The organism is Undibacterium sp. CY21W, from assembly GCF_014284265.1.
GTDB lineage: Bacteria > Pseudomonadota > Gammaproteobacteria > Burkholderiales > Burkholderiaceae_D > Undibacterium > Undibacterium aquatile.
In genome coordinates, this window is the sequence record NZ_JACOGE010000007.1 from 21,917 (window position 1) to 44,780 (window position 22,864).

24 protein-coding genes are annotated in these 22,864 nt (G+C 49.8%); 18 read left to right on the plus strand and 6 right to left on the minus strand.

Annotation, left to right across the window (positions count from 1 at the left end; all coding sequences use genetic code 11):
• Positions 1–3 precede the first annotated feature (3 nt).
• The 3 genes from H8K29_RS15370 to motD are packed head-to-tail and all read left to right on the plus strand — an operon-like array spanning position 4 to position 2,245.
• Positions 4–735: an RNA polymerase sigma factor FliA gene (locus H8K29_RS15370; RefSeq protein ID WP_186883781.1), complete on the plus strand. Its 732-nt coding sequence runs from the start codon at positions 4–6 to the stop codon at positions 733–735.
• The gene (locus H8K29_RS15375; RefSeq protein ID WP_186898306.1) at positions 717–1,463 is read left to right on the plus strand and encodes a flagellar motor protein; all 747 of its coding nucleotides are present in this window, start codon (positions 717–719) and stop codon (positions 1,461–1,463) included. Before H8K29_RS15370 ends, H8K29_RS15375 begins: the two co-directional genes overlap by 19 nt.
• A gap of 2 nt (positions 1,464–1,465) precedes the next feature.
• Positions 1,466–2,245 (plus strand): flagellar motor protein MotD, encoded by a 780-nt coding sequence (gene motD, locus H8K29_RS15380; RefSeq protein WP_186883631.1) that lies wholly within the window; start codon positions 1,466–1,468, stop codon positions 2,243–2,245.
• Between the two features lie 61 nt (positions 2,246–2,306).
• Here the strand turns inward: motD and H8K29_RS15385 are convergent, their stop codons facing one another.
• The 3 genes from H8K29_RS15385 to flgA form a co-directional block, all read right to left on the minus strand.
• The gene (locus H8K29_RS15385; RefSeq protein ID WP_186898307.1) at positions 2,307–2,786 is read right to left on the minus strand and encodes a flagella synthesis protein FlgN; all 480 of its coding nucleotides are present in this window, start codon (positions 2,784–2,786) and stop codon (positions 2,307–2,309) included.
• Between the two features lie 2 nt (positions 2,787–2,788).
• Positions 2,789–3,094, minus strand: coding sequence for a flagellar biosynthesis anti-sigma factor FlgM (gene flgM / locus H8K29_RS15390; protein WP_186883629.1), 306 nt, complete (start codon positions 3,092–3,094; stop codon positions 2,789–2,791).
• A 107-nt stretch (positions 3,095–3,201) separates the two neighbouring features.
• Positions 3,202–3,825 (minus strand): flagellar basal body P-ring formation chaperone FlgA, encoded by a 624-nt coding sequence (gene flgA, locus H8K29_RS15395; RefSeq protein ID WP_255423411.1) that lies wholly within the window; start codon positions 3,823–3,825, stop codon positions 3,202–3,204.
• 279 nt (positions 3,826–4,104) lie between these two features.
• On the opposite strand from flgA, the gene flgB reads away from it, so the two are divergent.
• The 11 genes from flgB (at position 4,105) to flgL (ending at position 15,016) form a co-directional block, all read left to right on the plus strand.
• Positions 4,105–4,506: a flagellar basal body rod protein FlgB gene (gene flgB / locus H8K29_RS15400; RefSeq protein ID WP_186898309.1), complete on the plus strand. Its 402-nt coding sequence runs from the start codon at positions 4,105–4,107 to the stop codon at positions 4,504–4,506.
• 5 nt (positions 4,507–4,511) lie between these two features.
• Positions 4,512–4,916: a flagellar basal body rod protein FlgC gene (flgC, locus tag H8K29_RS15405; protein ID WP_186898310.1), complete on the plus strand. Its 405-nt coding sequence runs from the start codon at positions 4,512–4,514 to the stop codon at positions 4,914–4,916.
• A 21-nt stretch (positions 4,917–4,937) separates the two neighbouring features.
• A complete protein-coding gene (locus H8K29_RS15410) occupies positions 4,938–5,606 on the plus strand; it encodes a flagellar hook assembly protein FlgD (RefSeq protein ID WP_186898311.1) in 669 nt (222 codons plus the stop codon).
• A gap of 51 nt (positions 5,607–5,657) precedes the next feature.
• Positions 5,658–7,010 (plus strand): flagellar hook protein FlgE, encoded by a 1,353-nt coding sequence (gene flgE, locus H8K29_RS15415; protein ID WP_186883624.1) that lies wholly within the window; start codon positions 5,658–5,660, stop codon positions 7,008–7,010.
• Positions 7,011–7,064: 54 nt separating this feature from the next.
• Positions 7,065–7,805: a flagellar basal-body rod protein FlgF gene (flgF, locus tag H8K29_RS15420; protein ID WP_186883623.1), complete on the plus strand. Its 741-nt coding sequence runs from the start codon at positions 7,065–7,067 to the stop codon at positions 7,803–7,805.
• 72 nt (positions 7,806–7,877) lie between these two features.
• Entirely contained in the window at positions 7,878–8,660 is a 783-nt protein-coding gene (flgG, locus tag H8K29_RS15425; protein ID WP_186883622.1) for a flagellar basal-body rod protein FlgG, read from the plus strand.
• A gap of 24 nt (positions 8,661–8,684) precedes the next feature.
• Positions 8,685–9,347 (plus strand): flagellar basal body L-ring protein FlgH, encoded by a 663-nt coding sequence (locus H8K29_RS15430; RefSeq protein WP_186898312.1) that lies wholly within the window; start codon positions 8,685–8,687, stop codon positions 9,345–9,347.
• Between the two features lie 78 nt (positions 9,348–9,425).
• Positions 9,426–10,496: a flagellar basal body P-ring protein FlgI gene (locus H8K29_RS15435; protein ID WP_234030649.1), complete on the plus strand. Its 1,071-nt coding sequence runs from the start codon at positions 9,426–9,428 to the stop codon at positions 10,494–10,496.
• A gap of 9 nt (positions 10,497–10,505) precedes the next feature.
• The gene (gene flgJ / locus H8K29_RS15440) at positions 10,506–11,429 is read left to right on the plus strand and encodes a flagellar assembly peptidoglycan hydrolase FlgJ (protein ID WP_186898314.1); all 924 of its coding nucleotides are present in this window, start codon (positions 10,506–10,508) and stop codon (positions 11,427–11,429) included.
• Positions 11,430–11,547: 118 nt separating this feature from the next.
• Complete coding sequence (gene flgK / locus H8K29_RS15445; protein ID WP_186898315.1) at positions 11,548–13,794, plus strand: flagellar hook-associated protein FlgK; 2,247 nt, start codon at positions 11,548–11,550, stop codon at positions 13,792–13,794.
• 7 nt (positions 13,795–13,801) lie between these two features.
• Positions 13,802–15,016, plus strand: a complete 1,215-nt coding sequence (gene flgL / locus H8K29_RS15450; protein WP_186898316.1) for a flagellar hook-associated protein FlgL — start codon at positions 13,802–13,804, stop codon at positions 15,014–15,016.
• Positions 15,017–15,067: 51 nt separating this feature from the next.
• Here flgL and H8K29_RS15455 read toward each other — a convergent pair whose 3' ends face one another.
• The 3 genes from H8K29_RS15455 to H8K29_RS15465 all read right to left on the minus strand — a co-directional run bounded on the left by H8K29_RS15455 (position 15,068) and on the right by H8K29_RS15465 (position 19,340).
• Positions 15,068–15,334, minus strand: coding sequence for a hypothetical protein (locus H8K29_RS15455; RefSeq protein ID WP_186883616.1), 267 nt, complete (start codon positions 15,332–15,334; stop codon positions 15,068–15,070).
• 167 nt (positions 15,335–15,501) lie between these two features.
• Positions 15,502–17,760 (minus strand): OPT family oligopeptide transporter, encoded by a 2,259-nt coding sequence (locus H8K29_RS15460; protein WP_186898317.1) that lies wholly within the window; start codon positions 17,758–17,760, stop codon positions 15,502–15,504.
• A 287-nt stretch (positions 17,761–18,047) separates the two neighbouring features.
• Positions 18,048–19,340: an MFS transporter gene (locus H8K29_RS15465; RefSeq protein ID WP_186898318.1), complete on the minus strand. Its 1,293-nt coding sequence runs from the start codon at positions 19,338–19,340 to the stop codon at positions 18,048–18,050.
• Between the two features lie 262 nt (positions 19,341–19,602).
• Here H8K29_RS15465 and H8K29_RS15470 point away from each other — a divergent pair, with 262 nt between their 5' ends.
• From H8K29_RS15470 to H8K29_RS15485, 4 genes are all read left to right on the plus strand, one after another.
• Entirely contained in the window at positions 19,603–20,226 is a 624-nt protein-coding gene (locus tag H8K29_RS15470) for a PolC-type DNA polymerase III (RefSeq protein ID WP_186898319.1), read from the plus strand.
• Between the two features lie 82 nt (positions 20,227–20,308).
• On the plus strand, positions 20,309–20,533 hold the full coding sequence (locus H8K29_RS15475; protein ID WP_186898320.1) for a DUF1653 domain-containing protein: 225 nt from the start codon (positions 20,309–20,311) through the stop codon (positions 20,531–20,533).
• Positions 20,534–20,835: 302 nt separating this feature from the next.
• Positions 20,836–21,639, plus strand: a complete 804-nt coding sequence (locus H8K29_RS15480; RefSeq protein WP_186898321.1) for a substrate-binding domain-containing protein — start codon at positions 20,836–20,838, stop codon at positions 21,637–21,639.
• A 131-nt stretch (positions 21,640–21,770) separates the two neighbouring features.
• Positions 21,771–22,790, plus strand: a complete 1,020-nt coding sequence (locus H8K29_RS15485) for an XdhC family protein (RefSeq protein WP_186898322.1) — start codon at positions 21,771–21,773, stop codon at positions 22,788–22,790.
• The last annotated feature ends 74 nt before the right edge of the window (positions 22,791–22,864 follow it).

The following is a 22,864-nucleotide window of genomic DNA, read 5'->3' on the forward strand; positions in this document are numbered from 1 at the left end:
AATATGTACACGGCCAGCGGAAAATCAGATAAAAATTTTCTCCTCAGGGAGCATGCGCCTTTGGTTAAGCGACTGGCTTACCAATTAAAGGCGCGCTTGCCTCCCAGTGTTGAGGTGGATGATCTGGTGCAAGCTGGAATGATTGGTCTGCTTGATGCGATCAGTCGTTACGAAGACACGCATGGTGCACAATTCGAAACCTACGCCGTCCAGCGGATTCGTGGTGCGATGCTCGATGAGCTACGCAACACCGACTGGTTGCCGCGTGGGGTTCGGCAAAATATGCGGAAAATCGAAAATGCGATGAACCAGATGCAGCAAAAACTGGGGCGGCCGCCGACAGAAACAGAAGTGGCCAAGTCGCTTAAGTTATCCCTTGGAGAGTATCAGGGACTTTTGGGGGATAGCGGCGGACATCAGTTGGTGTATTACGAAGATTTCCATGACGCAGAAACAAAAGAGCACTTCCTCGATCATTATTCTTCCGATAGTTCCGGTGATCCTTTGCAGGATCTGTTGAATGACGATTTTCGTGATGCCGTAATCGGTGCGATCGACAGTTTGCCCGAACGCGAAAAATTGTTAATGGGCCTGTATTACGAACAGGAGTTAAATCTGAAAGAAATCGGCGCGGTCATGGGCGTTTCTGAGTCCCGCGTTTCTCAGTTGCATAGCCAGGCGGTTGCACGTATGCGTGCGCATTTAAGGGAGAAAGCGTGGACTGGGCTAGCTTAGTAGGATTTATTCTGGTCGTTGTCGGCATCAGTTCCGGTCAGTTAATGGAGGGCGGGCGTCTTTCTTCATTAGTGCAACCAGCGGCATTTGTGATTGTTGCGATTGGCACGCTGGGGGCGGTACTTCTGCAGAGTCGTATGAGTACTTTCCGACGTGGTTTGCGTATGTTGAAATGGGTCATTTCTGAGCCGCAAGACAATAGCCGTAAAAATATTCAGGATGCATTGATCTGGAGTGCGGTTGCACGGCGCGAGGGATTTTTAAGTCTTGAGCGTTATATGGATGCTTCTGATGACGCCTTTATCAGTAAGGGATTGCGGCTAGTTATTGACGGCGTTGACCCTGCGCGTCTGAAAGACATTCTGGATGTTGATATTTCATTGTATGAAATTGAGCAACGTCAGGCCGCCAAAATTTGGGAGGCCGCTGGTGGCTATTCTCCGACCATTGGAATCTTAGGAGCGGTACTGGGGCTGATTCACGTCATGGAAAATCTGACTGACCCCGCGAAACTCGGTGGCGGTATTGCCGTGGCATTCGTGGCGACGATTTATGGTGTTGGCCTAGCTAATTTATTTTTTCTGCCCGTCAGCAATAAGTTAAAAGAAATAATCGGCAGAGAAATTACCCGACGCGAGATGTTGTCCGATATTTTTTATAGCATTGCTGTTGGAGATAGTCCTCGTATCGTGGAAGAGCGGGTTGATAACCACAGTAGTCAGGTTTAAACATGGCAAGAAAAAAGTATCACGAAGAGCCAGAAAACCACGAACGATGGATGGTCTCTTACGCTGATTTCATTACCTTATTGTTTGCTTTTTTTGTTGTTATGTATGCGATCTCTTCGCTGAATGAGGGAAAGTATCGCGTGTTGTCCAGCTCCCTGACTGGCGCATTTAGTAACGACCCTACCTCTCCTGTTGCTGCCGGAGTAACTCCACAGGTGGTGAAGTTAGATCCGCTGCCAATAGTGAAGCGGAAATCAACTGAAAACATTCGTAAAGAGCGGGAGGTAATGACAGGATTAGCAAAAGATGTACTTGCTGCCCTGGAGCCCTTGGTCAAGGAAGGTAAAGTCAGAGTGACGCAAACTGCCAGGGGTGTGACGATAGAAATCAATGCAAGTTTGTTGTTTCCACCTGGCGAAGCTAAGTTAAACGCAGACTCCGTACAGGCACTGACCGCGATTGCTTCTGTATTAAAATTAGACAATCATGCAATTCAGGTCGAAGGACATACGGATAATGTGCCAATCAAAAATCCGGTTTTTCCCTCGAATTGGGAATTATCAGCGGTTCGGGCAAGTACGGTAGCGCGTCTTTTAACGGAAAATGGTGTTGATGATTTCAGGGTGACTGCTGTTGGGCAAGGAGCAAAATTACCGGTGGATTCAAATGATACGCCTGAAGGAAGATCGCGTAATCGCCGGGTGAGTGTCACTATCTTGTCGGTATTACCTGAGCCGGTAGTGGATATTCCTGTTGCGACTCAAGCGCCAATTACTCCCTGACAAAGATCGCAATAAAAAAAGCCCCGAACAATCGGGGCTTTTTTTATGTACTTGCGAACGATCAGCGGACAATAAGTCCTTTGGCGGGAGTTGTTCTGATCGACGACTGCCCATTTGGTCCGTATAAGGAGCCTGTCGTTGTTCCTTGTTGAAACGTGCTGAGTGCAGCCTGATTTTGCGACAGTCTGCGCGTGATCATCAGGCCATTGGTTTTATTATCTTCTTTAGCTTGTGCTGATAATTCCAGTAAACCATTCCAAAGCAATTGTGCCTCCGGTGTCTGGCGTACAAACTTTAATGTACTTTCTGCATCGTCACCGAAACCCTGCTGTTTAAGATAAGCGTTACGCAGTTTTTCTGCCTCAGACAGTTTTCGAACCAATTCACTTTTTTGTGCAGAAGTCTGAGTCAACAGAGACACATCACCATCGACAAGCGCAGCTTGCTCTTCTTTGAGTAAGTCAGCCAAAGCTGTCATTGCTTCTTTTTCTTCTTTTAAGCAATGCAGAATAGCGTCACTATTTGCGCTTGTATTGGTCATGTTCAGCGTTTTCTGGAGTTAAGTAAATCTTTCACGGTTTCCAGAAGTCCATCAGCAACTTTCTCAGAGTTCACCTGGAAGCGTCCCTCAGAAATGGCTAATTTAATTTCTTCAACCTTTTTTGCCTCGAATACGCCATTGCTTGCTTGTGTACTTTGCAAAGCTTGCAATTGCGTAGACAGAGGGGAAATTTGTACGTTAATAGAAGGCGCCGGAGTGGAAACTGCTCTCTCTGGTGCTTTTTCAGTCCGTACGGGCTGCTGGCTTGGTAAGCTTGCAGCTTTATTTAGTGTGTCATCAATTTTCACGGCGATACCCTCGAAAGTGGGAATGGTCTACTTCTACAATCCGGTTATCGGCCAGGTATTTTTAAACTTTAATTTTACGTACAAATATATTCCAATTGTGGTGCTTGTTAATATGTTATTTCAATGACGCCACCAGCTTTGGCAATGCCACTGACAGTTTGCCCGGAACTTGTTTTAGCCTTAGCTACCTGGCCTTCCGCTGCATTATTCAGTGCTTGCGCATCTGTGGCAACCTGAAACCCCGGGCCATTGCTGACAACTCTGACAGATTGCCCTTGTTGCACTACTGCCGGGCTTCGGAGTAATTCCTGGCGTAAAGGTGTGCCGGACGAAATGGAGCTTTGCAAGGATTTGCCGATGACCTGTTCAGGATTGGTAATAATGCCAGCAGGTAAATTTGATATGTCGCCTTTAATTTTACTCATGTCGTCAGCTGTGATGAGCTGTCCCTGACTCAGAGCACGGGATGCGACGTAATATTCAGAAGTGATTTGTACGTTTGCCTGCAAGTAAATAACCCAGTTAACAGGTGTTGTGCAACGTACCCCGACCGTGATCTTGCCCCAGGCTTTACTTCCGTTAGGCAGAAATGCTGTAGGAGACTGGCACGCCGCCAGATTAAGCCGTTTATCGACTAGTCCCATCGTAACCGTACTCTCACCCGGTTGAGTTCTTGCCTGCTGATTTAAAAAGTCGGTTGCCAGTTTTCTGATGATTTCGTGATCTTGCATAGCAGCCGTGGTTTGAGCCTGCGCCTGATTAAGGGCCGACGTCAGCACTAACAAAAAAATAATTGATCTGAAAAGTTGTTTCATAGCCGGGCGGATGCAGATAACTTTTAACGTGTTGCCATTGTAGATGTCAGGATCGGTTTGCTAAGGCTTGAATAGAAGAGGTTTTTCGCCTTTACTCAATGAATTGAATTGTCTTTGCGGGATATAAGATGCCAATAATGGAAAACCGTTATATGGCTGGCAGAAGGCTGGCTCTGGACTGGCGAGGGGCTTCGGATGACTAAATTAGATGATTTCATGCGTTTTCACGAAACAGCTTTATCTGTTCGTGGTCAGCGGCAGCAATTGCTTGCTTCTAACATCGCCAATGCGGATACGCCGAATTACAAAGCCAGAGATATTGATTTCACATCGGTTTTGAATAACGCACTGCATCTCGATTCTAAGCAGGCGACGGCAAGTCTGAATAAAACGGATGCGCAGCATTTGGGCGGCGCATCAACCGTGGCGGGGGCTGAGCCGATGTATCGCACAGTTTCACAAGGCAATATCGATGGCAATACTGTAGATATGGATGTTGAGCGCAATCAGTTTGCCGAAAACTCACTTCGATATGAGGCGAGTCTGACGATTATTAATATGCAAATTCGTAACATGCTTGCAGCAATTCAGGGGTAATTATCATGTCGCTTTTTAATGTTTTTAATGTGGCTGGTTCCGCCATGAGTGCTCAGGCTCAGCGTCTGAACGTCGTGTCCAGTAATCTGGCTAACGCCGACAGTGTGACCAGTTCTGATGGCAAGCCATATAAGGCTAAGCAGGTTGTATTCAGTGCGGTGCCGGTTGCTGGCTCACCTTCTACCGGAGTGAAAGTAACGGAAGTGGTTGAGGATGCGACGCCAGCAAAAATGAAGTATGACCCTAAACATCCGCTCGCAGATGACAAGGGCTATGTGGCAATGCCAAACGTCAACGTGGTGGAAGAGATGGTGAATATGATTTCGGCATCCCGTTCTTATCAGACCAACGTTGAAACGATGAACGCGGCGAAAACAATGTTGCTGAAAACGCTGACTTTGGGTCAGTGACCTTCATAAAAAGGAAATGTAATGACAACGATACAAAGCAATACAGTTGATCAGAGCTTGCTCAATACCATGAATGGTACGACCAGCAGCACATCAGCCGCAAAAACTTCAGAGAGCACGTTTCTGAACCTGTTGGTCACGCAAATGAAGAATCAGGATCCGTTGAATCCTATGGACAATGCCCAGGTAACAAGTCAGATGGCGCAATTGTCGACGGTGTCCGGAATTGAGAAATTGAATGCATCGTTCGCGGCACTCAGCAGCAATATGCAGGCAAGCCAGAATTTGCAGGCGGCAAACATGATTGGTCATGGTGTGATGACCGCAGGGAACTCCTTGCCACTCTCCAGCGCGAAGGGGATCTACGCTGTGGATTTGCCGCAGGGTGCTGATAAGGTCGAAGTGGTGATTAAAGACGCAGCCGGCGCAACGGTGCGCAAGCTGAGTCTCGGTGCTTTGCCCGCGGGTGTGAACGATCTGACCTGGGATGGAAAAAATGATTCTGGGGCAGCGGTCGCCGATGGTACTTATACGTTTGATGTTGCCGCGAGCTCAGGCGGAAAGGCGTTGGATGTGACTAAATTATGTTTCGGTATGGTGAATAGTGTGAGTTCGGGGTCGCAAGGTGTGAAGCTGACAGTTTCTGGTGTCGGTGAAATTTCAATGGCAGATGTCAAGCAAATTTTCTGAGATTGCTGATTACGCAGGTAATCGCAGTATTTAAAGTTAGGGAGAAAAATCATGGGTTTTCAGCAAGGTCTTAGTGGATTAAACGCGGCATCGAAATCACTGGACGTGATCGGTAACAATATTTCGAATGCAAATACAGTCGGTTTTAAGCAGGCGCAAGTGCAGTTCGCCGATGTTTATGCGAACTCATTGAGTGGCGCTTCTGCGAATGCAGTTGGTATCGGTGTGCGGGTATCGACGATAGCTCAGCAATTTACCCAAGGGAATATCAGCTCGACCAATAACCCACTCGATACAGCGATTAACGGTAACGGCTTTTTCCGCATGATTAAAAACGGTGCTGTCACCTATACTCGTAATGGTCAGTTTCAACTGGATAAAAACGGTGGTCTGGTGAATGCACAAGGACAGCAACTGACCGGTTATATTGCGAATGCGGCGGGTGTGCTTTCAACCGGGTCAGCGTCGCCAATTACAATTAATACTGCGGATATCGCACCGGCGCAAACAGCAAAGGTCAGTGGCGTGATGAATCTGGATTCGCGTGAATACGTGCCAGGGACGCAAAAGCCAGTGACAATTCCACCTGTCATTACGCCGATTGCTTTTTCTCCGACTGATCCTACGTCCTACAATAAATCGACATCGGTAACGGTGTTCGATAGTCTGGGTAATTCTCACGTTTTACAAACTTACTATGTGCGCGTTGATCCGGTTGCTACGCCGCCCGCAACGGCAGGCACCATAGAATGGAATGTCTTTGCGACAGTTGACGGTAATCCTTTCGATGCGGCGGGTGCTTTGACGCCGGCAGCGACGACGCCAACACCGATTGGTAAGCTGGCATTTGACAATATGGGTAAGTTGACTGGTGCGATCCCTGCGTATGCTGCAACTGATCCGCGTGCATTGCAGATGATTGTGCCCGTTGCTTCAGGTGCTGTGACACCAATCAATACGACAGCAAACATCAAATTTGATTACACGAATTCAACGCAGTTTGGCTCGGATTTCAGCGTCAGCAGCATGAAGCAGGATGGCTTTACGTCTGGCAAATTATCCAAGTTCAATACCGCGAAAGACGGCACGATTGTCGGTAGTTATACCAACGGTCAGACGAAGGTGCTAGGGCAGGTCGTGCTTGCTTCATTTACCAATTCTAACGGTTTGCAATCGCTGGGCGATAACCAATGGGCAGAGACTTCTGAATCTGGTCAGCCTCTGGTTGGTCCTCCAAATTCAGGTGGTCTCGGTGCGTTAACGGCGTCAGCAACCGAAGACTCGAATACTGATCTTACCGGCGAACTGGTCAATATGATCACGGCGCAACGTGTTTATCAGGCAAATTCACAAACCATTAAAACGCAGGATCAGATTTTGCAAACAATCGTGAATCTGCGTTAATCATCTGAATAAAAATGGATATTGAATTGAGTACGTGCTTATCGGGAGGTGGTAATGGATAGGTTGATTTATACAGCGATGACGGGTGCCAAGCATATCCTTGAGCAACAGGCAACGAATGCGCATAACCTCGCCAATGCGACGACGACAGGGTTTCGTGCTCAATTAGATTCCTTCAGGGCAGTGCCGGTGCAGGGGGCGGAGCTGCCAACCCGCGCGTTTGTTGTTGACGCGACGGTAGGTACGGATTTCTCTGCGGGTAGTTTGCAATTGACCGGGCGCGAGCTCGATGTTGCGGTTCAGGGTAAGGGTTGGCTGGCTGTAGAAAAGCCTGACGGCTCTGAAGGCTACACCCGCAGTGGCAGCCTGAAATTAAGTGAAAACGGGGTTTTGCAAACGCAGAATGGTTTAAATCTGATTGGCGACGGCGGTCCGATTACGATTCCGCCGGACGTGTCGATTGCAATTGCAAAGGACGGTACCGTCTCAACTGTGCCGGTCGGCTCCAATCCAAATGCGGTGCAAGTGATCGGTCGCTTAAAACTGGTAAATCCGCCAGAAGAAAATCTGGTGCGCGGTGATGATGGGTTATTTAAAACGAAAGACGGCACCGTTGCTGATGCAGATGCTGCCGTTGGCGTTGCTGGCGGCATGCTGGAAAACAGCAATGTCAGTGTGGTGGAATCGATGGTGACCATGATTAACCTTGGTCGACAATTTGAAATGCAAATGCGCCTTTTGCAGAATGCGGAGAATAACGCGACAAAAGCCAGTCAGATCCTCAGTTTGGGTTAGTCGTTTTAGGCGCAGAATAACCGGTAGCAAATTAAGCTGTTCATTACGCCGCAGGGCGTGCAGGAGAAATAAATGATACGTTCACTCTGGATCGCCAAGACTGGCCTGGATTCACAGCAAACACAAATGGATGTGATTACCAATAATCTGGCGAACGTCAGCACTACCGGATTTAAGCGTTCACGCGCAGTTTTCGAAGACTTGTTGTATCAGACTATACGTCAGCCTGGTGCGCAAAGTTCGCAGCAAACGCAATTACCTTCGGGCCTGCAGTTAGGTACTGGTGTACGTACAGTCGCAACCGAGAAAATTTTCACACAAGGCAATCTGCAACAAACCGGCAATGCGAAAGATGTGGCGATTCAAGGTCAGGGTTTTTTTCAGGTGTTGATGCCTGATGGCTCTACGGCATACACCCGTGATGGCTCTTTTCAGATGGATAGTCAGGGGCAATTGGTCACGTCAAGTGGCTTTGTGATTCAGCCTGCAATCACGATTCCTGCCAATGCGCAGTCGATTACTGTGGGACGCGATGGCACTGTTTCTGTAACTCAGCCAGGCTCCAGCGCGCCGGTGCAGGTTGGTTCCATTCAGCTCGCGACGTTTATTAACCCGACAGGTTTGTTGGCTCTGGGCGAAAACTTGTACTCAGAGACGGCAGCGTCAGGCAACCCAGGAACTAATACACCAGGCACAAACGGCGCAGGGTTACTGATGCAAAATTTTGTCGAGACCTCGAACGTCAATGTTGCTGAAGAATTGGTCAACATGATACAGACGCAGCGTGCATACGAGATTAACAGTAAGGCGATTACGACCTCGGATCAGATGCTGCAAAAATTAACGCAACTCTGATTCTGGTAACTAGTTGAGGACATCATGAAGGCTTTATTTTTTTTCGGTAGTGTCGTCTTGTTGCTGGCCGGTTGTGCTGTGACTCCGCCGGCCATCGTGCATCAGCCAACATCGTTGCCGGCGCAGTCTGCGAAGCCGCACAAAGAAATTAATGGTGCGATTTTTCAGTCTGCAAGTTATCGCCCTTTATATGAAGATGCCAAGCCCAGAATGGTGGGCGATGTATTGACAATCTCTATCAGTGAAAGAACTTCCGCAGCAAAAGGCAGCGCGAGTTCTTCCAGTAAATCGTCTGGTTTATCGCTGGCTGCACCGACAGTATTTGGTGTGAAGTCCTCAACCACGGCACAGTTGGGGCTGAGTACCAACGGCTCTTCAAAATTTGATGAAAAAGGTGCGGAAACGGCGAGTAACAGTTTTACCGGGACGATTGCTGTGACTGTCATTGATGTTCTGCCCAATGGTAATTTGCTCGTCAGTGGTGAAAAGCAACTTGCCTTTGATAAGGGCGCTGAGTTCGTTCGGTTTTCCGGCGTGATCAATCCTCAGACCATAGCAGCGGGCAATGTTGTACCGTCCACGCAGGTGGCCGATGCCAGATTTGAATACCGCTCAACGACGAGAATCGATAAGGCTGAGGCGAACTCCATGCTGACGCGTTTCTTCCTCAGTTTTCTTCCTATGTAAGAAACTGAAAAGAGGTTGAATATGAAAAAATATACGCAGTTGCGGTCATCGCTTTGCACTCTGCTCATCACTCTGACGATGGGCATGACGCTGACGGCAGAATGCCGAGCCGAAAGGTTGAAAGACCTTGCCGGTATTCAGGGCGTTCGTCAGAATCAGCTGCTGGGTTACGGCTTGGTTGTCGGCCTTGATGGAAGCGGAGATCAGACTACACAAACGCCGTTTACGGTACAAAGTATCGTGAGTATGTTGCAGCAGATGGGGGTTACTTTGCCTGTCGGTACGAGTTTGCAGTTGAAAAATGTCGCAGCCGTCATGGTAACGACATCGCTTCCACCGTTCGCACAACCGGGGCAAGCCTTGGATGTGACGGTATCGTCTATGGGGAATGCGAAGAGCCTTCGTGGCGGTACTTTGTTGATGACGCCGCTTAAAGGCGCGGATAACCAGATCTACGCGATGGCGCAAGGCAACGTATTGGTCGGTGGCGTCGGCGCTTCTGCGAATGGTAGTAAAGCACAAGTCAATCATCTGAGTGTAGGGCGTATTTCTTCGGGAGCGACGGTGGAACGGGCGGTTCCCAGTTCTGTCGGTCAGGGAAATACGATACAACTGGAATTGAATACATCAGATTTTTCTACCGCGAGCAGAGTCGTTGACGCGATTAACCGGCGTTTTGGCCCGGAGACTGCGGCCGCACTGGATGGCCGTGCGATTCAGGTGAAAGCACCGGTCAGTGCAGATCAGCGGGTCTCATTTTTAGGTGCTTTGGAAAGTCTGGATGTGACTCCGGCGCAGACTGTGGCAAAAGTGATCTTGAATGCGCGGACAGGCTCTATCGTGATGAATCAGGCCGTCACGCTGGATTCCTGCGCTGTCGCACACGGCAATCTTTCCGTTGTCATTAATACGGATAACGCGATCAGTCAGCCAAATGCTTTGGCGGGTGGTCAAACCGCAGCGACTGCAAACTCTGGCATCAGTATCACAAAAGATGCTGGGCAATTAATGATGCTGAAGGCAGGCACATCGTTAGCCGATGTCGTGAAAGCTTTGAATGCGATCGGTGCAACGCCACAGGATCTGCTGGCGATTTTGCAGGCGATTAAAGCCTCTGGCGCTTTGCGTGCAGAGCTTGAAATTATTTAAGGATGCCTCATGATCGGTCGTGCTGATCTTTCGGATAATAAATTAGCTTTTGATAGCAAGAGTCTGGATGGGCTCAAGCAATCGGCGAAAGATAATTCCCCCGAATCTATCAAGGCAGCAGCCAAGCAGTTTGAGGCATTGTTCATGAATATGATGCTGAAATCCATGCGTCAGGCTGGCGGCCAGGATGGTGCCTTCGACAATGAACAAACCCGTACCTACACATCGATGCTTGATCAGCAATTGTCGCAATCGATGGCAAACCGCGGTATCGGTCTTGCCGATGCCCTGGTAAGGCAATTGACTAATAATGCGGTGAGCCAGGCGTTGCAAACGGATGATGCTACTGCTGGCAATGGCGTCGGTATTAGTGGGAACATCGCGGGTAACGCCAGAGGCATCAGTTCGTATCTGGATAATCTGAAATTTGAACAACAACCTGCCACAGCGGCAAAGACGAGTTTTTCGGGGCCGGCGCACGTTCGTGAATTTCAGGAAAAATTAAGTGCCGACGCCGAGGCGGCAAGTAAGGCGACGGGAATTCCGGCTAAATTCATGCTCGGACAAGCGGCGCTGGAAAGTGGTTGGGGGCGCCGTGAAATCAAAACAGTCGATGGCAGTACCAGTCACAATATTTTTGGTATGAAGGCGACCAGTAAGTGGAAGGGAAAAACTGTTGATGCGGTAACAACGGAATATGTCAACGGCGTCGCCTATCGTAAAGTTGAAAAATTTAAAGCCTATGATTCCTACGCAGATGCATTCAAAGACTACGCAAAGCTTTTGACAAAAAATCCTCGCTATGAAAATGTCATTGCAAATGCCAAAGATGCGACCAGTTTTGCTGTTGGCCTGCAAAAGGCAGGTTATGCGACTGACCCGCAATACGCCAATAAACTGACTAAAATAATCAAACAAACATTGTCGACGTAATGTGACGGTCTTTGCTAACTGTTAGTTATTATTTTTACTACATTAAAGTTTTTGTGTTTTTCTCCGAAAACCTTAAGGTGATAGCTCAACAAAGCTCAAATAATCAATAGGTTAAATTATGGGTACAAATATTCTGAACATCGGGCAAACCGCATTGGCCGCTGCCCAAGTGGGAATTAGTACCACTGGACATAATATTGCCAACGCTGGCACGGCAGGTTATAACCGCCAGGTTGTGTTGCAATCGGCGAATGCGCCGCAATTGCTGGGTGGTTCTTTTGTTGGACAGGGCGTCTCCATCAGCCAGATACAGCGACAATACGACGCATTTATCAGCCAGCAAGTGAATGCGACGCAGACCACCAAAAACCAGGCTGACGCTTATTACTCGCAAATTCAACAAATCAATAATCTGGTTGCCGATCCGACAGCAGGAGTGACGCCGGCATTGCAAGAATTTTTCACATCTATACAAAATCTTTCTGCGAGTCCGAACGGAACAGCCGGTGCAGCTGCACGTCAGGCGGTTTTATCTAGTGCGCAGTCATTGGCTGGCCGTTTCAATAGTTTGCAGACCCGTTTGGACGAGATCAGACAGAACGTCAACGGTCAGATTGGCGGTGCGATCACCGCAATCAATACGTATGCGTCGCAAGTCGCCAATTTAAATGAGACGATTGCCAAGTCAGTCAGCACAACGGGTTCACCACCGAATGACTTACTTGATCAACGCGACCAGTTAATCACAGAAATGTCGAAGTACACCAAAGTCACGGTGATACCTCAGGATAATAAATTCAATGTGTTTATCGGTAATGGGCAACCGCTTGTTCTGGGCGGGGTCGTTAATCAGCTCGAATTAAGTGTCTCTAAAACTGATTCGACCAGAGCGGAAGTCTCGTATTCTGCTAACGGTACGTCGGTGCAAATTGCCGAAAATGGTTTGCCAGGCGGCGTTTTGGGCGGGCTCTTTGATTTTAGGGCCAATACTTTAGACCCTGCGCAGAATGCGATCGGGCGTGTGGCGATTGGTATTGCCTCGGCATTCAATGAGCAGCATGCATTGGGGCAAGATCTGAACGGCGCGACTGGTGCGAAGTTCTTTAATATTCCCCAGCCAATTACAACGCCAAGTACATCAAATACAACGAATGCAGATGTAACTGCGAATATTTCCGATGTCAGCGCACTGACCACCAGTGATTATCGTTTGCAGGTAACCAGCCCCGGAAATTATCGTGTTATCCGCGTGTCGGATGGTCAGACCCAGACTGCGACATCACAGCCGATCAAAATTGACGGCATTACGATGGAATTTCCGCAGCCACCTGCGGCTCAGCCTGCGACCGGAGATGAGTTTTTGATTCGTCCTACCCTGGCTGCCGCGGCAGGGTTTTCCGTTGATGTGATTGACCCTTCTAAAATTGCGGTTGCTGCGGCGATCAAAACGGCAGTGCCGACAACGAACATCGGTAATGGAAAAATTTCAGTTGGCACAGTAGATTCAGCGGTCGCGAGCGCATCAAGCTCCGCAACTGCAACCATTAGTGCGGTTAAAACAGATAGTTCTTTCGCAAGTTCTTCCGTCGCACCACCAGTCACGCTGACTTATTCCGGTGGCTCATTCACTGGCTTTCCAGCCGGAGTCAATGTGTCTGTGACTGTGGGTGCGACCACAACAAATTATGCGCCGCCGGCAACAGTACCTTATACGACAGGCGCGAAGATCAGTTTTTCCGGTATGAGTTTTACGGTTCAGAACAGTTCTGGAGCACCGGCAAATGGTGATACTTTTACTGTGTCGCCATCTGTTCCTGTGGCAGCATCCAAATTAACCTTTAATTCCGCGGGAAATACCCTGACTGGTTTTCCTGTAAACGCGAATGTGACCGTTACTAAGGGGGCAACGTCGACCACTTATCCTGCGGGTACGGCAGTTCCTTATTCTGACGGCGCAACGTATAGCTATTCGGGGACCAGTTTCACTCTTTCTGGTACGCCCTCAAATAGCGATGTGTTTAATATCTCAGCCAATGTGACTGGTTCCGGCGATAACCGGAATGCTTTATTGTTGGCGGGTATACAGACAAAAAACAGTATGGTTGGCAGTACTACGACGATACAAGGTGCATACGCACAATTTGTCAGTCAGGTTGGTAATAAAACACATGAATTGGGTATCACGACAGCATCTGAAGCGACCTTGTTAAAGAATGCGACGGATAATCAACAATCCATCTCTGGCGTGAATCTGGATGAAGAAGCCGCCAATTTACTTAAATACCAGCAGGCATATCAGGCTGCCGGCAAATTGATGCAGATTGCCAGTCAGTTATTCGACGCAATACTGGCCATCGGAAGGTAGGTAATTTATGCGTATCAGCACAAGTATGATCTATGAGGGCGGAGGTTCCCGTATCAGCGATCTGCAATCCTCCCTGAACCGTACGCAACAACAGATTGCTTCCGGGCGCAAGATACTCACGCCAGCGGATGATCCTATAGGCTCGGCGCGTGCTTTGGTGATCACGCAGGCTGATGCAATCAATGAGCAGTATGCGGTGAATCGGGCGAATGCCAAAGATAATCTGAGTATGGCTGAAAGCACTCTCGGCAACGTCACAACAACGCTGCACAATCTTAAAACCCTTATCGTCAGTGCTGGCAACGGAACGCTGAATGATAAAGATCGCAGTTACATTGCGGTTGAAATGCAGAGTAATCTTGATCAGTTGTTAGGTCTTGCGAACGCGACGGACGGAACTGGCGCCTATTTGTTTTCCGGTTTTTCGACAACGACTGCGCCTTATACAAAGACGATCAACGGAGCAACATATAACGGTGATCAGGGACAGCGATATCTGCAGGTTGAAACATCGCGCCAGTTGCCGTTGAGTACTCCCGGAACACAGATTTTTGAGAATATCCGTACGTCGCCAGGGCAGTTCAATGTTGTTCCGAATCCTTCAAACAATGGGCAGGTCGTTGCCGCAGTCACTATCAACGCACCGACAGCAAATGCATTGACGGGTCAGAACTACGATATTGCATTTGATTCTACGGGCTTAAATTTTACCGTAACGAATAAAACGACCGGCGCTGTAGTCGTGCCAAGTACCGCTTACACCAGCCCGGCAACGGTGACGGTTGATGGCATGGATATTACTCTGACCAATACACCCGGCGCGCCAGGGCCTGGGGATCATTTCAGTGTGCAGCCAGGCAATCAGAATATTTTTGAGACGCTGACTGACATTATTAATGCGCTCAATACTCCTGCAACGACAAGCAGCGCAAAGAAAGACCTTTCTGCTGCGTTAGCGCAGGGGAATAACAATCTGGATGCGTCCCTAAGTAATGTGTTAACGGCACGTGCGCAATTAGGTTCAAGTCTGAAGGAAATTGATGATCTTGATAGTTTTGGCTCTGCGAATGCACTGAACTATAAATCTGCGTTGTCAGATATTCAGGATCTGGATTATGTGAAAGCGCTGACGTCGTTATCACAACAGCAAACTACTTTACAGGCAGCGCAGCAATCGTTTGTAAAAACTGCCGGGCTGTCCTTGTTTAACTATATTAATTAAATATTTTTTGCTGGGCATTCTTCAAGGTGTGATTCTGTCAGAGATGCAGACTCACACCTTTTCCATTTCTTCGGAATCCAAAGCGATGACATGCGTTTGCAGTATGCCGCGCTCATCGTGCCATTCCCTCATAACGCACGGATAACCGTCTTCATCCAGATCGATCACTTTGAAAAATTGCCCGATCATCGATTCAATTAAGATGCGCTCGTCTTCGGGGAAATTATTGATAAATTTTTTACTGAGAGTGATGACGCGGACAATATCGCCGATAGCGACGGCTTGATTTTTGCAATCGAGGATGGGTGTGGTGGACATGAATTTAATTTTAAATTGGTGTGGCTGCCATTGTACTGGCAAATTTCCGGACGAAGAAGCGTGCTGACTATGCCAATGGAAAAGGACTTAAATCTATACTGATTTAAGTCCTTTTAATTTTTTCGCCGCTCGGTTCAGAGCTGGCTTAAGTCTGGCTAAGTGGCTGGTCAGCTTGCTTTTACATTCTTTTCACGGGCAACCAGATACAGGGTAACAATGATGACGGCATACGGGATCAGCGTTAATCCATTCGCGTAAGCGCCTTCAAAGAATGGATTGTGTGCAGTAGCCCAGTCACCGATCGCTTTGTCGAAACCGGTCAGAATGCCCGCAGTAAATGCAATCACGATGCCCGCCAGCGCACCACCTGCGATATAGCCGGAGGAAAGCAAAACACCAGAACTGCGGTCGCCAGCGGCCTGCATTTCTTCCTCATTCAGCGATTTATACTGATCGAGTTTGTTGTTACGGCGATCCACCAGCCACCGTATCATGCCGCCGACAAACAAAGGGGCGGACGACGATAAAGGCAGATAGACGCCGACCGCAAATGCCAGCGATGGGATACCCGCCATTTCCAGTACCAGTGCGATCATGACGCCAAACAAAACCAGCGTCCAAGGCAGTTGCTGATCGAGTATGCCCTTGATGATGTAAGACATCAGTACGGCTTTTGGAGCATCGTATTTCTTGACTTCAGTACCGTCAGGACGTTTGTTATAGGCACCGTTGATACCCGGATCAACCAGATACACGGCTTTGCCAGCGTTATCGACCAGATACTTGCCTGCCGGGCCGCCAACAGTATCGGTTTTATGCCAGACCTTGTAACTCGCTTTATCCTGCTTTGCCTGTGGACCTTGCAAACTGGCTGTTTCTGTCAGTTTGCCCGCATCCGTGCTTAATGTTGGCGCGACCTGTGCTGCCGGTACATATACCGTGCCAGCATCATTCAGTTTCAGGAGAATAGGGCCGAGAATCAATGCGGACGACAGCGCGCCAGCCAGAATTGCATATTGTTGCAGGCGTGGCGTTGAACCCACCAGATAGCCGGTTTTTAAGTCTTGCGAAGTTGTGCCACCGTTGCTCGAAGCGATACAGACAATCGCGCCTACCGACAAAGCAGTGACGTAATACTGACCACCAGTCCAGCCCATCAGCAAGAAAATCAGGCAAGTGAATAACAGCGTTGCTACCGTCATGCCGGAAATTGGATTGGATGAGGAACCGATTTCACCCGTCAGGCGCGATGATACGGTCACAAACAGAAAGCCGAATACCAGTATCAGCAAGGCACCGAGAAAATTCATGTGCAACGGTGTGGCGAAGGTAATGATGGCAATGATGGCGAGTGCGCCGATCACAACCCATTTCATCGGAATATCCTGATCTGTACGCAATGTTGCTGCACCATCGTTTTTACCATTGCGCATACCAGCCAGACCAGCTGAAAGGCTGCGCCAGATGGTTGGCATCGCGCGTACCAGACTAATCAGGCCACCTGCCGCAACGGCACCGGCACCGATATACAAAATATAGGCACTGCGGATATCATGCGGGCTCATTTCGCTGATGAGTTTGGTCGCAGGTGCTAGTGGTGTGATCAGTGCGTCGCCGAAAAATTTGATCATCGGAATCAGCAACAGGTAAGACATGACGCCACCCGCAGCCATGACGGCGGCAATGCGCGGGCCGATAATGTAGCCGACGCCGAGTAATTCTGGCGACACTTCCGCGCCCAGCGAACCAGCTTTGAGAGGTGCGCCGAAAGTGACTTCCGGTGTGTCTTTCCAGCCTTTAAACGCAACGTTCGCAATTTTGTACAGCAAGCCTATGCCGAAACCCGCAAAGATAATTTTAGCGCGGCGATTGGCATCGTCCTGTGCATGTGGGTTGCTGCTTTCTCCGGCCGCTTCACGTGACGTATCGGTCGCTGCGGCTTTCAATACTTCCGCACATGCCGTGCCTTCCGGATATTTCAGTTCGCCATGCTTTTCGACGATCATCGTCCGGCGCATAGGAATCATCATCAGAATGCCCAGCAAGCCACCGAGGCAGCCGACCAGCATTACACGCGAAATTTCCAGATCAAAACCGAGAATCAGAATCGCCGGCATGGTGACGCCGAGACCAAATGCCAGTGACTCACCTGCGGAGCCGGCGGTCTGCGTAATACTGTTTTCAAGGATGGTTGAATCTTTACCGCCGAACTTATTAAACAGGCGGAATAGCGTGATCGCGATGACGGCGACCGGAATCGATGCGCTGACCGTTAAACCGACTTTGAGTACCAGATACAGCGACGAAGCACCAAAGATCATACCGAGAATGACGCCCATGATTAAAGCGCGTGCTGTCATTTCCGGTAGTTGTGCCGACGCCGGTATGTACGGCTTGAATGAAGAAGCTGACGTTTCTTTTGGCATTGAATTACCTTTTTTATTGTCAATGAAGAGCCCGTATTGCTGTATTCCCCCGGGCCCGCCTGATATTGCTTATCGTTATTACGTTGTGACGAAACGTTAAGCAATTAACACCGATCGCGCATTATCACGCTTTTTTTCTTTTCTGCGCAATCATATGCGCACCGTGCTGCGAAATATTTACTGACCGCCGCCGGATCACTCGCCTGCACGGAATGAGCATGCGTATTGGCCAGTATTCAGCGCAATGATGCTGAATCCCAATGATGCTGAATCCGTTACGCAACCGGTCACAACGACTGCCTTTCTTCCTGCGGGCTTAGCGTTGGTAAAACACTGATGCCACGAATAATAGGATTACGCCACGCGAATGTTGCCAGCAGCAGTGCGGTAACTCCTGCGAACGCCAGTGAATAATGCAGACCCGCGTGTTCGCCCATCCAGCCACCGATCAGAGCACCGGGGCCTGCGGGTAACAGGATCAGCCAGCGCATAGTGCTGGTCATGCGTCCCAGCATAGGCTCAGGGGTGACGGCCTGACGTAAAGCGAGGAAGTTGATAAATATCAGTACCGCACCGACAGAAAAACACATCAGCATTAAAGCGAATGCCGCAATACCCCAATGATTGACAGGTGCGATGGCCAGCAAACTCCAACCTGCGCCGCAGATCGTGATACCCAGCACCATACAAGGCCCGGGGCCGATCGCGCGGCTGATGCGATAACCATAAACACTGGCAAGGATGGTACCCAAGCCCATGCCCATGTAACTCAGACCGACGGTTTGCTCTGATAAACCGAGGATGCGGGTCGCATACAAAATCTGCACGACTAAGGCGGCGTTGTAGCAAAGCTGCCAGCCGCCGACAGTGGCGGCCAGCGCCAGTAACAGGGGTTTTTTAGCGACGAAATGGACGCCAGCTTTCAAGTCGCGCCAGAACGCCGCATCCTTGGCAACCGGGCGGTTCTCGGTGACTTTGATCCCACGCAATATCATCGCCGAGCTGATCAGTAAAGCGGCGTCGGCGATCAGTGCAAGCGGTGCACCTAGCAGTTTGATTAAGGCTCCTGCGGTGGCGGGGCCGGCGACTTCAGCGCCGGAGGTTGCCAGCGCATTCTTTGCATGCGCTTCGACTAGCCGTTCACGCGGCACGATCTGAGTCAGGACGATTTGCGCCGCAGTTCCCGCCATCGTATTCACCATGCCGATGATGAAACCGACGACATACAGCCAGCGCATGTTCACCATATCCATCCACCAGGCCACCGGTACGCTGATGACGGCCAAGCCTATGATGGTTTCGCCCGCAATATACACCGGCAGTTTGCGCATACGATCAAGCCATACCCCGGTTGGCAGCGACAGCAATACAAACGGCAGCGTTTCCATCATCGTCAGTATGCCCATCTGGCTGGCGCTGGCATTGAGCATGACAGCGGCGGTCAATGGCAACGCCAGCATCGTGATCTGCGCACCAAACGAGCTGATCAGTATCGACGTCCACAAACGACGGTAGATCAGGTCCCGTAAAAGATCGTTGGCTGGCAGCGAAAATCGCCGTTGTAAAAAATTCTTGCGCATGAATGGCGTCTGGTTTTGTTTTTTGTTCACACGATAGCTGTGGCGCTGTCGTGATGAATGAGATCATTATTGTTCATTATTATTGTATGCAGAACCGCGCTGCATCAGCGATTACAATGTCGGGCAGCTGTGCACGGATGGGAAGCTTTTTAAGTTCTATTTCTTCTGGCGCTGCTGCCCGGTGTGCGTGGATGCATCAGGGCACACAATAATGATATTGGTAGATACTCTTACACAATTTTAGTTCCGGTGAATAAAAAATATGTTTGCACAAGCGATAGTCGTGATCGACTTTGAGACCTCGGGCATGAGTCCGGAGCAGGGCGGTCGGGTGACTGAAGTCGCGGCTTTACGTGTGGTGGGGGGCGAAGTCGTTGACCGTTATGTGTCCCTGATTAATTGTGGCGTACGGATTCCATATTTCATTACCGAGCTGACCGGGATTACGCAAACGATGGTGGATCGTGCTCCGGCGGTCAGTGAGGTGATGCCGGCGTTGGTGGATTTTATCGGCAACGATACTTTGGTTGCGCACAACGCCAGTTTCGATGAAAAATTTCTGAAGGCAGAAAGTGACCGCCAGGGTTTATGGCCTGATCATGATGGGCTGGTCTGCTCGGTCAAGCTGGCGCGGCGGATTTTTCCCGGTATGGCGAGTTATTCGCTGGGGCGACTGGCTGCTGCACTCGGCATCCGTTTTCAAGGCGCAGCGCACAGAGCCGAGGCCGACGCCGAAGTCACCGCCGCGCTGATGCTGCATGTCGCAGAAGAATTGCGCCGCCGTTATGCCGTTGCTGCAATTGATCCGCAATTGCTGATCGCGGTGAATCAGCTCAGCGCTGCCAAAGTACCGGCGTTTCTGAAAAAACAGTTTGCTGCGGCATGAGTGTGCGGCTGGTCGTTGGCAGAGTTGCGGCAGACGAGGCATAATCGCGGCCTGATGTTGAATTGATGAAAGAGCTCTGACGATGACCCAGCCACAAAAATACCGGCACTACAAAGGTGGTGTGTACGAACTGGTCTGCGAAGCAATACAAGAATCGGATCTCAGCCCCGTGATCGTTTACCGTTCACACAATGGCAGTATCTGGACGCGTCCGAAGGCGGTATTTTTTGAAATGGTGGAAGTGGATGGTGTACTCGTGCCGCGTTTCGCCGCGATCGATGACGATGAGGTGCGGACCGGCTTGTAACCGCAGGCTGCTGTCAGCCTCCCGGATCTTGCTCTGCTCACTGTCTGATCGCGCCGAATAGTGCAGAATGATGCCGGATGGTGCAGAACAGTGCCAAAATATACTCCCCCCAGTATATTGAAAGCCCCTTTGTTTATGCGGACATAAAGGCAAAATAGGCAGATACTCCCCCTAAAATCGTTGTAACAGAAAATTTAACCGACGAAATCAGCCCATTGTTACTGTGTTTTCGCGCGATACCGCTCCCGCGAGGGAAACCGGGTTTCGTGAGAAAATACCCGCACTCATTTACAGGAGAAATCATGAAACGTCTTATCCTCGCTATTTCACTGACTTTGCTGGGCGCTCAGGCGCAGATCAGCGCGCAGGAAGTGTTGCGCTTGTCGACCACGACCAGCACCGAAAATTCCGGATTACTGAAAGCCATTTTGCCGGATTTTGAAGCGAAAACGCACATGAAGGTGCATGTGATTTCCGTCGGCACAGGCAAGGCGCTGGAGCTGGCGAAAAATGGCGACGTGGATGTGACCTTAGTGCATGCGCGCGCGGCGGAAGATAAATTCATCGCCGAAGGCCATGGCATTAATCGCCGCGACGTGATGTATAACGACTTCATTATTGTCGGCCCGGTGGCAGATCCGGCTGGTCTGAAGGGCAGCAAAGATGTGATCAACGCGTTGCGCAAACTGGTGGCCAGCAAAGCGAAATTTATTTCCCGTGGCGATAATTCCGGAACAGATCAGATGGAGCAGGCGTACTGGAAAGAAGCGGGCGTGAAACCTGCTGGCAGCGCCTATGTATCTGCCGGTCTTGGGATGGGCGAAGTGCTGACAATGGCAGCGCAGATGCAGGCTTATACTCTGACTGATCGCGCGACTTACGGCGCGTATAAAGCGAAGACTGGATTGGATGTACAGGTCGAGGGCGATGCCAAAATGTTTAATCCCTACGGCATCATTGCAGTCAATCCTGCGAAGTACAAAGACATCAATATTCGCGGCGCGAACAGCCTGATTGAATGGATGACGTCAGCAGAAGGCCAGAAGAAAATTGCCGACTATAAAGTCGATGGCCAGCAATTGTTTTTCCCTTCGTATAAAAAATAAGCTGAGTTTCTTTGGTTTTTTTAGCTTCTTCAGTTTCAATGGCAACGGTCATCGTCACACGATCGCCGTTGCAGACATCTCTGGTTCCGCGAGAAGGTGCCAGAAATGCATTAACACCATGAACGAAAAATATGGATAGTGTCGATCTCGAAGTGCTCAAATCCTGTGATGCCTGGGTCAAAAGCGGGCTTCGTTGTGAGTTGGTGACGGTCATTAAGACCTGGGGCTCCAGCCCGCGTCCTGAGGGGGCTATGCTGGGTATTTGCGAAGATGGGCGCGTCATCGGCTCGGTTTCCGGTGGATGCATAGAGGATGATCTTATTGCCCGTGTTCAGCAGCATGGCATCACCCGTAATGTTCCGGAAATTGTTACTTACGGCATTTCTGCCGATGATGCACATCGTTTTGGCTTGCCGTGCGGCGGCACGATACAACTGGCGATAGAGCCGTTGACTGACAGCAGCAAGATAGGCGAATTGCTCGACAGACTCGCTGACCATGAACTGACAACGCGTGAATTAGATCTCGCGTCGGGTGCTGTAACACTGAGTAAAGCCGAAGCGCATGCGCAATTGGTGCTGGCATCTGAACGCCTGATCACGGTGCATGGCCCGCGCTGGCGCTTGCTGATTATCGGCGCTGGTCAGTTATCACGTTTTTTGGCGAGCATTGCCGTCGGCATGGATTATCAGGTGACGGTGTGCGATCCACGCGAAGAATATCGTGTTGGCTGGCAGGTGGATGGTGTGCAAGTCGTCCATGCGATGCCGGATGATCTTGTGCTGGAGATGCAACTCGACAGCCGTAGCGCTGTGGTGGCCTTGACGCATGATCCTAAACTTGATGATCTGGCGCTGATGGAAGCATTAAAGACTGAGGCGTTTTATGTCGGAGCAATCGGCTCCCGTCTGAACAATGCAAAGCGGCGCGAGCGTTTGAAACAGTTTGATGTCAGCGAAGCGCAACTCGCAAAATTGCATGGCCCGGTCGGTTTGTATATCGGTAGCAAGACTCCGGCTGAGATTGCGATTTCCATTCTGGCGGAAATGACCGCTGTGAAAAATAAAGTGCAACTCCCCGCTGGCATGCGCGTTGAAGAAGCAAAAACGCTGGCGGCGCAGGCGGCATCCGACGCGGTTTGCGGCGTCTGATCATCACGACATGCGTTTTCTGCAGGGCTGCAGATGTAATAAGCTGCGTAATAAGCTTAATTCACGGGGCGATT

What these genes read in the sequence shown, in the direction of transcription:
- H8K29_RS15370 (WP_186883781.1), top strand. Translation starts at nt 4, where the DNA reads ATGTACACGGCCAGCGGAAAATCAGATAAAAATTTTCTCCTCAGGGAG.
- motD (WP_186883631.1), top strand. Translation starts at nt 1,466, where the DNA reads ATGGCAAGAAAAAAGTATCACGAAGAGCCAGAAAACCACGAACGATGG.
- H8K29_RS15385 (WP_186898307.1), bottom strand. Translation starts at nt 2,786, where the DNA reads ATGACCAATACAAGCGCAAATAGTGACGCTATTCTGCATTGCTTAAAA.
- flgA (WP_255423411.1), bottom strand. Translation starts at nt 3,825, where the DNA reads ATGCAAGATCACGAAATCATCAGAAAACTGGCAACCGACTTTTTAAAT.
- flgB (WP_186898309.1), top strand. Translation starts at nt 4,105, where the DNA reads ATGACTAAATTAGATGATTTCATGCGTTTTCACGAAACAGCTTTATCT.
- flgC (WP_186898310.1), top strand. Translation starts at nt 4,512, where the DNA reads ATGTCGCTTTTTAATGTTTTTAATGTGGCTGGTTCCGCCATGAGTGCT.
- H8K29_RS15410 (WP_186898311.1), top strand. Translation starts at nt 4,938, where the DNA reads ATGACAACGATACAAAGCAATACAGTTGATCAGAGCTTGCTCAATACC.
- flgE (WP_186883624.1), top strand. Translation starts at nt 5,658, where the DNA reads ATGGGTTTTCAGCAAGGTCTTAGTGGATTAAACGCGGCATCGAAATCA.
- flgF (WP_186883623.1), top strand. Translation starts at nt 7,065, where the DNA reads ATGGATAGGTTGATTTATACAGCGATGACGGGTGCCAAGCATATCCTT.
- flgG (WP_186883622.1), top strand. Translation starts at nt 7,878, where the DNA reads ATGATACGTTCACTCTGGATCGCCAAGACTGGCCTGGATTCACAGCAA.
- H8K29_RS15430 (WP_186898312.1), top strand. Translation starts at nt 8,685, where the DNA reads ATGAAGGCTTTATTTTTTTTCGGTAGTGTCGTCTTGTTGCTGGCCGGT.
- H8K29_RS15435 (WP_234030649.1), top strand. Translation starts at nt 9,426, where the DNA reads ATGGGCATGACGCTGACGGCAGAATGCCGAGCCGAAAGGTTGAAAGAC.
- flgJ (WP_186898314.1), top strand. Translation starts at nt 10,506, where the DNA reads ATGATCGGTCGTGCTGATCTTTCGGATAATAAATTAGCTTTTGATAGC.
- flgK (WP_186898315.1), top strand. Translation starts at nt 11,548, where the DNA reads ATGGGTACAAATATTCTGAACATCGGGCAAACCGCATTGGCCGCTGCC.
- flgL (WP_186898316.1), top strand. Translation starts at nt 13,802, where the DNA reads ATGCGTATCAGCACAAGTATGATCTATGAGGGCGGAGGTTCCCGTATC.
- H8K29_RS15455 (WP_186883616.1), bottom strand. Translation starts at nt 15,334, where the DNA reads ATGTCCACCACACCCATCCTCGATTGCAAAAATCAAGCCGTCGCTATC.
- H8K29_RS15460 (WP_186898317.1), bottom strand. Translation starts at nt 17,760, where the DNA reads ATGCCAAAAGAAACGTCAGCTTCTTCATTCAAGCCGTACATACCGGCG.
- H8K29_RS15465 (WP_186898318.1), bottom strand. Translation starts at nt 19,340, where the DNA reads ATGCGCAAGAATTTTTTACAACGGCGATTTTCGCTGCCAGCCAACGAT.
- H8K29_RS15470 (WP_186898319.1), top strand. Translation starts at nt 19,603, where the DNA reads ATGTTTGCACAAGCGATAGTCGTGATCGACTTTGAGACCTCGGGCATG.
- H8K29_RS15475 (WP_186898320.1), top strand. Translation starts at nt 20,309, where the DNA reads ATGACCCAGCCACAAAAATACCGGCACTACAAAGGTGGTGTGTACGAA.
- H8K29_RS15480 (WP_186898321.1), top strand. Translation starts at nt 20,836, where the DNA reads ATGAAACGTCTTATCCTCGCTATTTCACTGACTTTGCTGGGCGCTCAG.
- H8K29_RS15485 (WP_186898322.1), top strand. Translation starts at nt 21,771, where the DNA reads ATGGATAGTGTCGATCTCGAAGTGCTCAAATCCTGTGATGCCTGGGTC.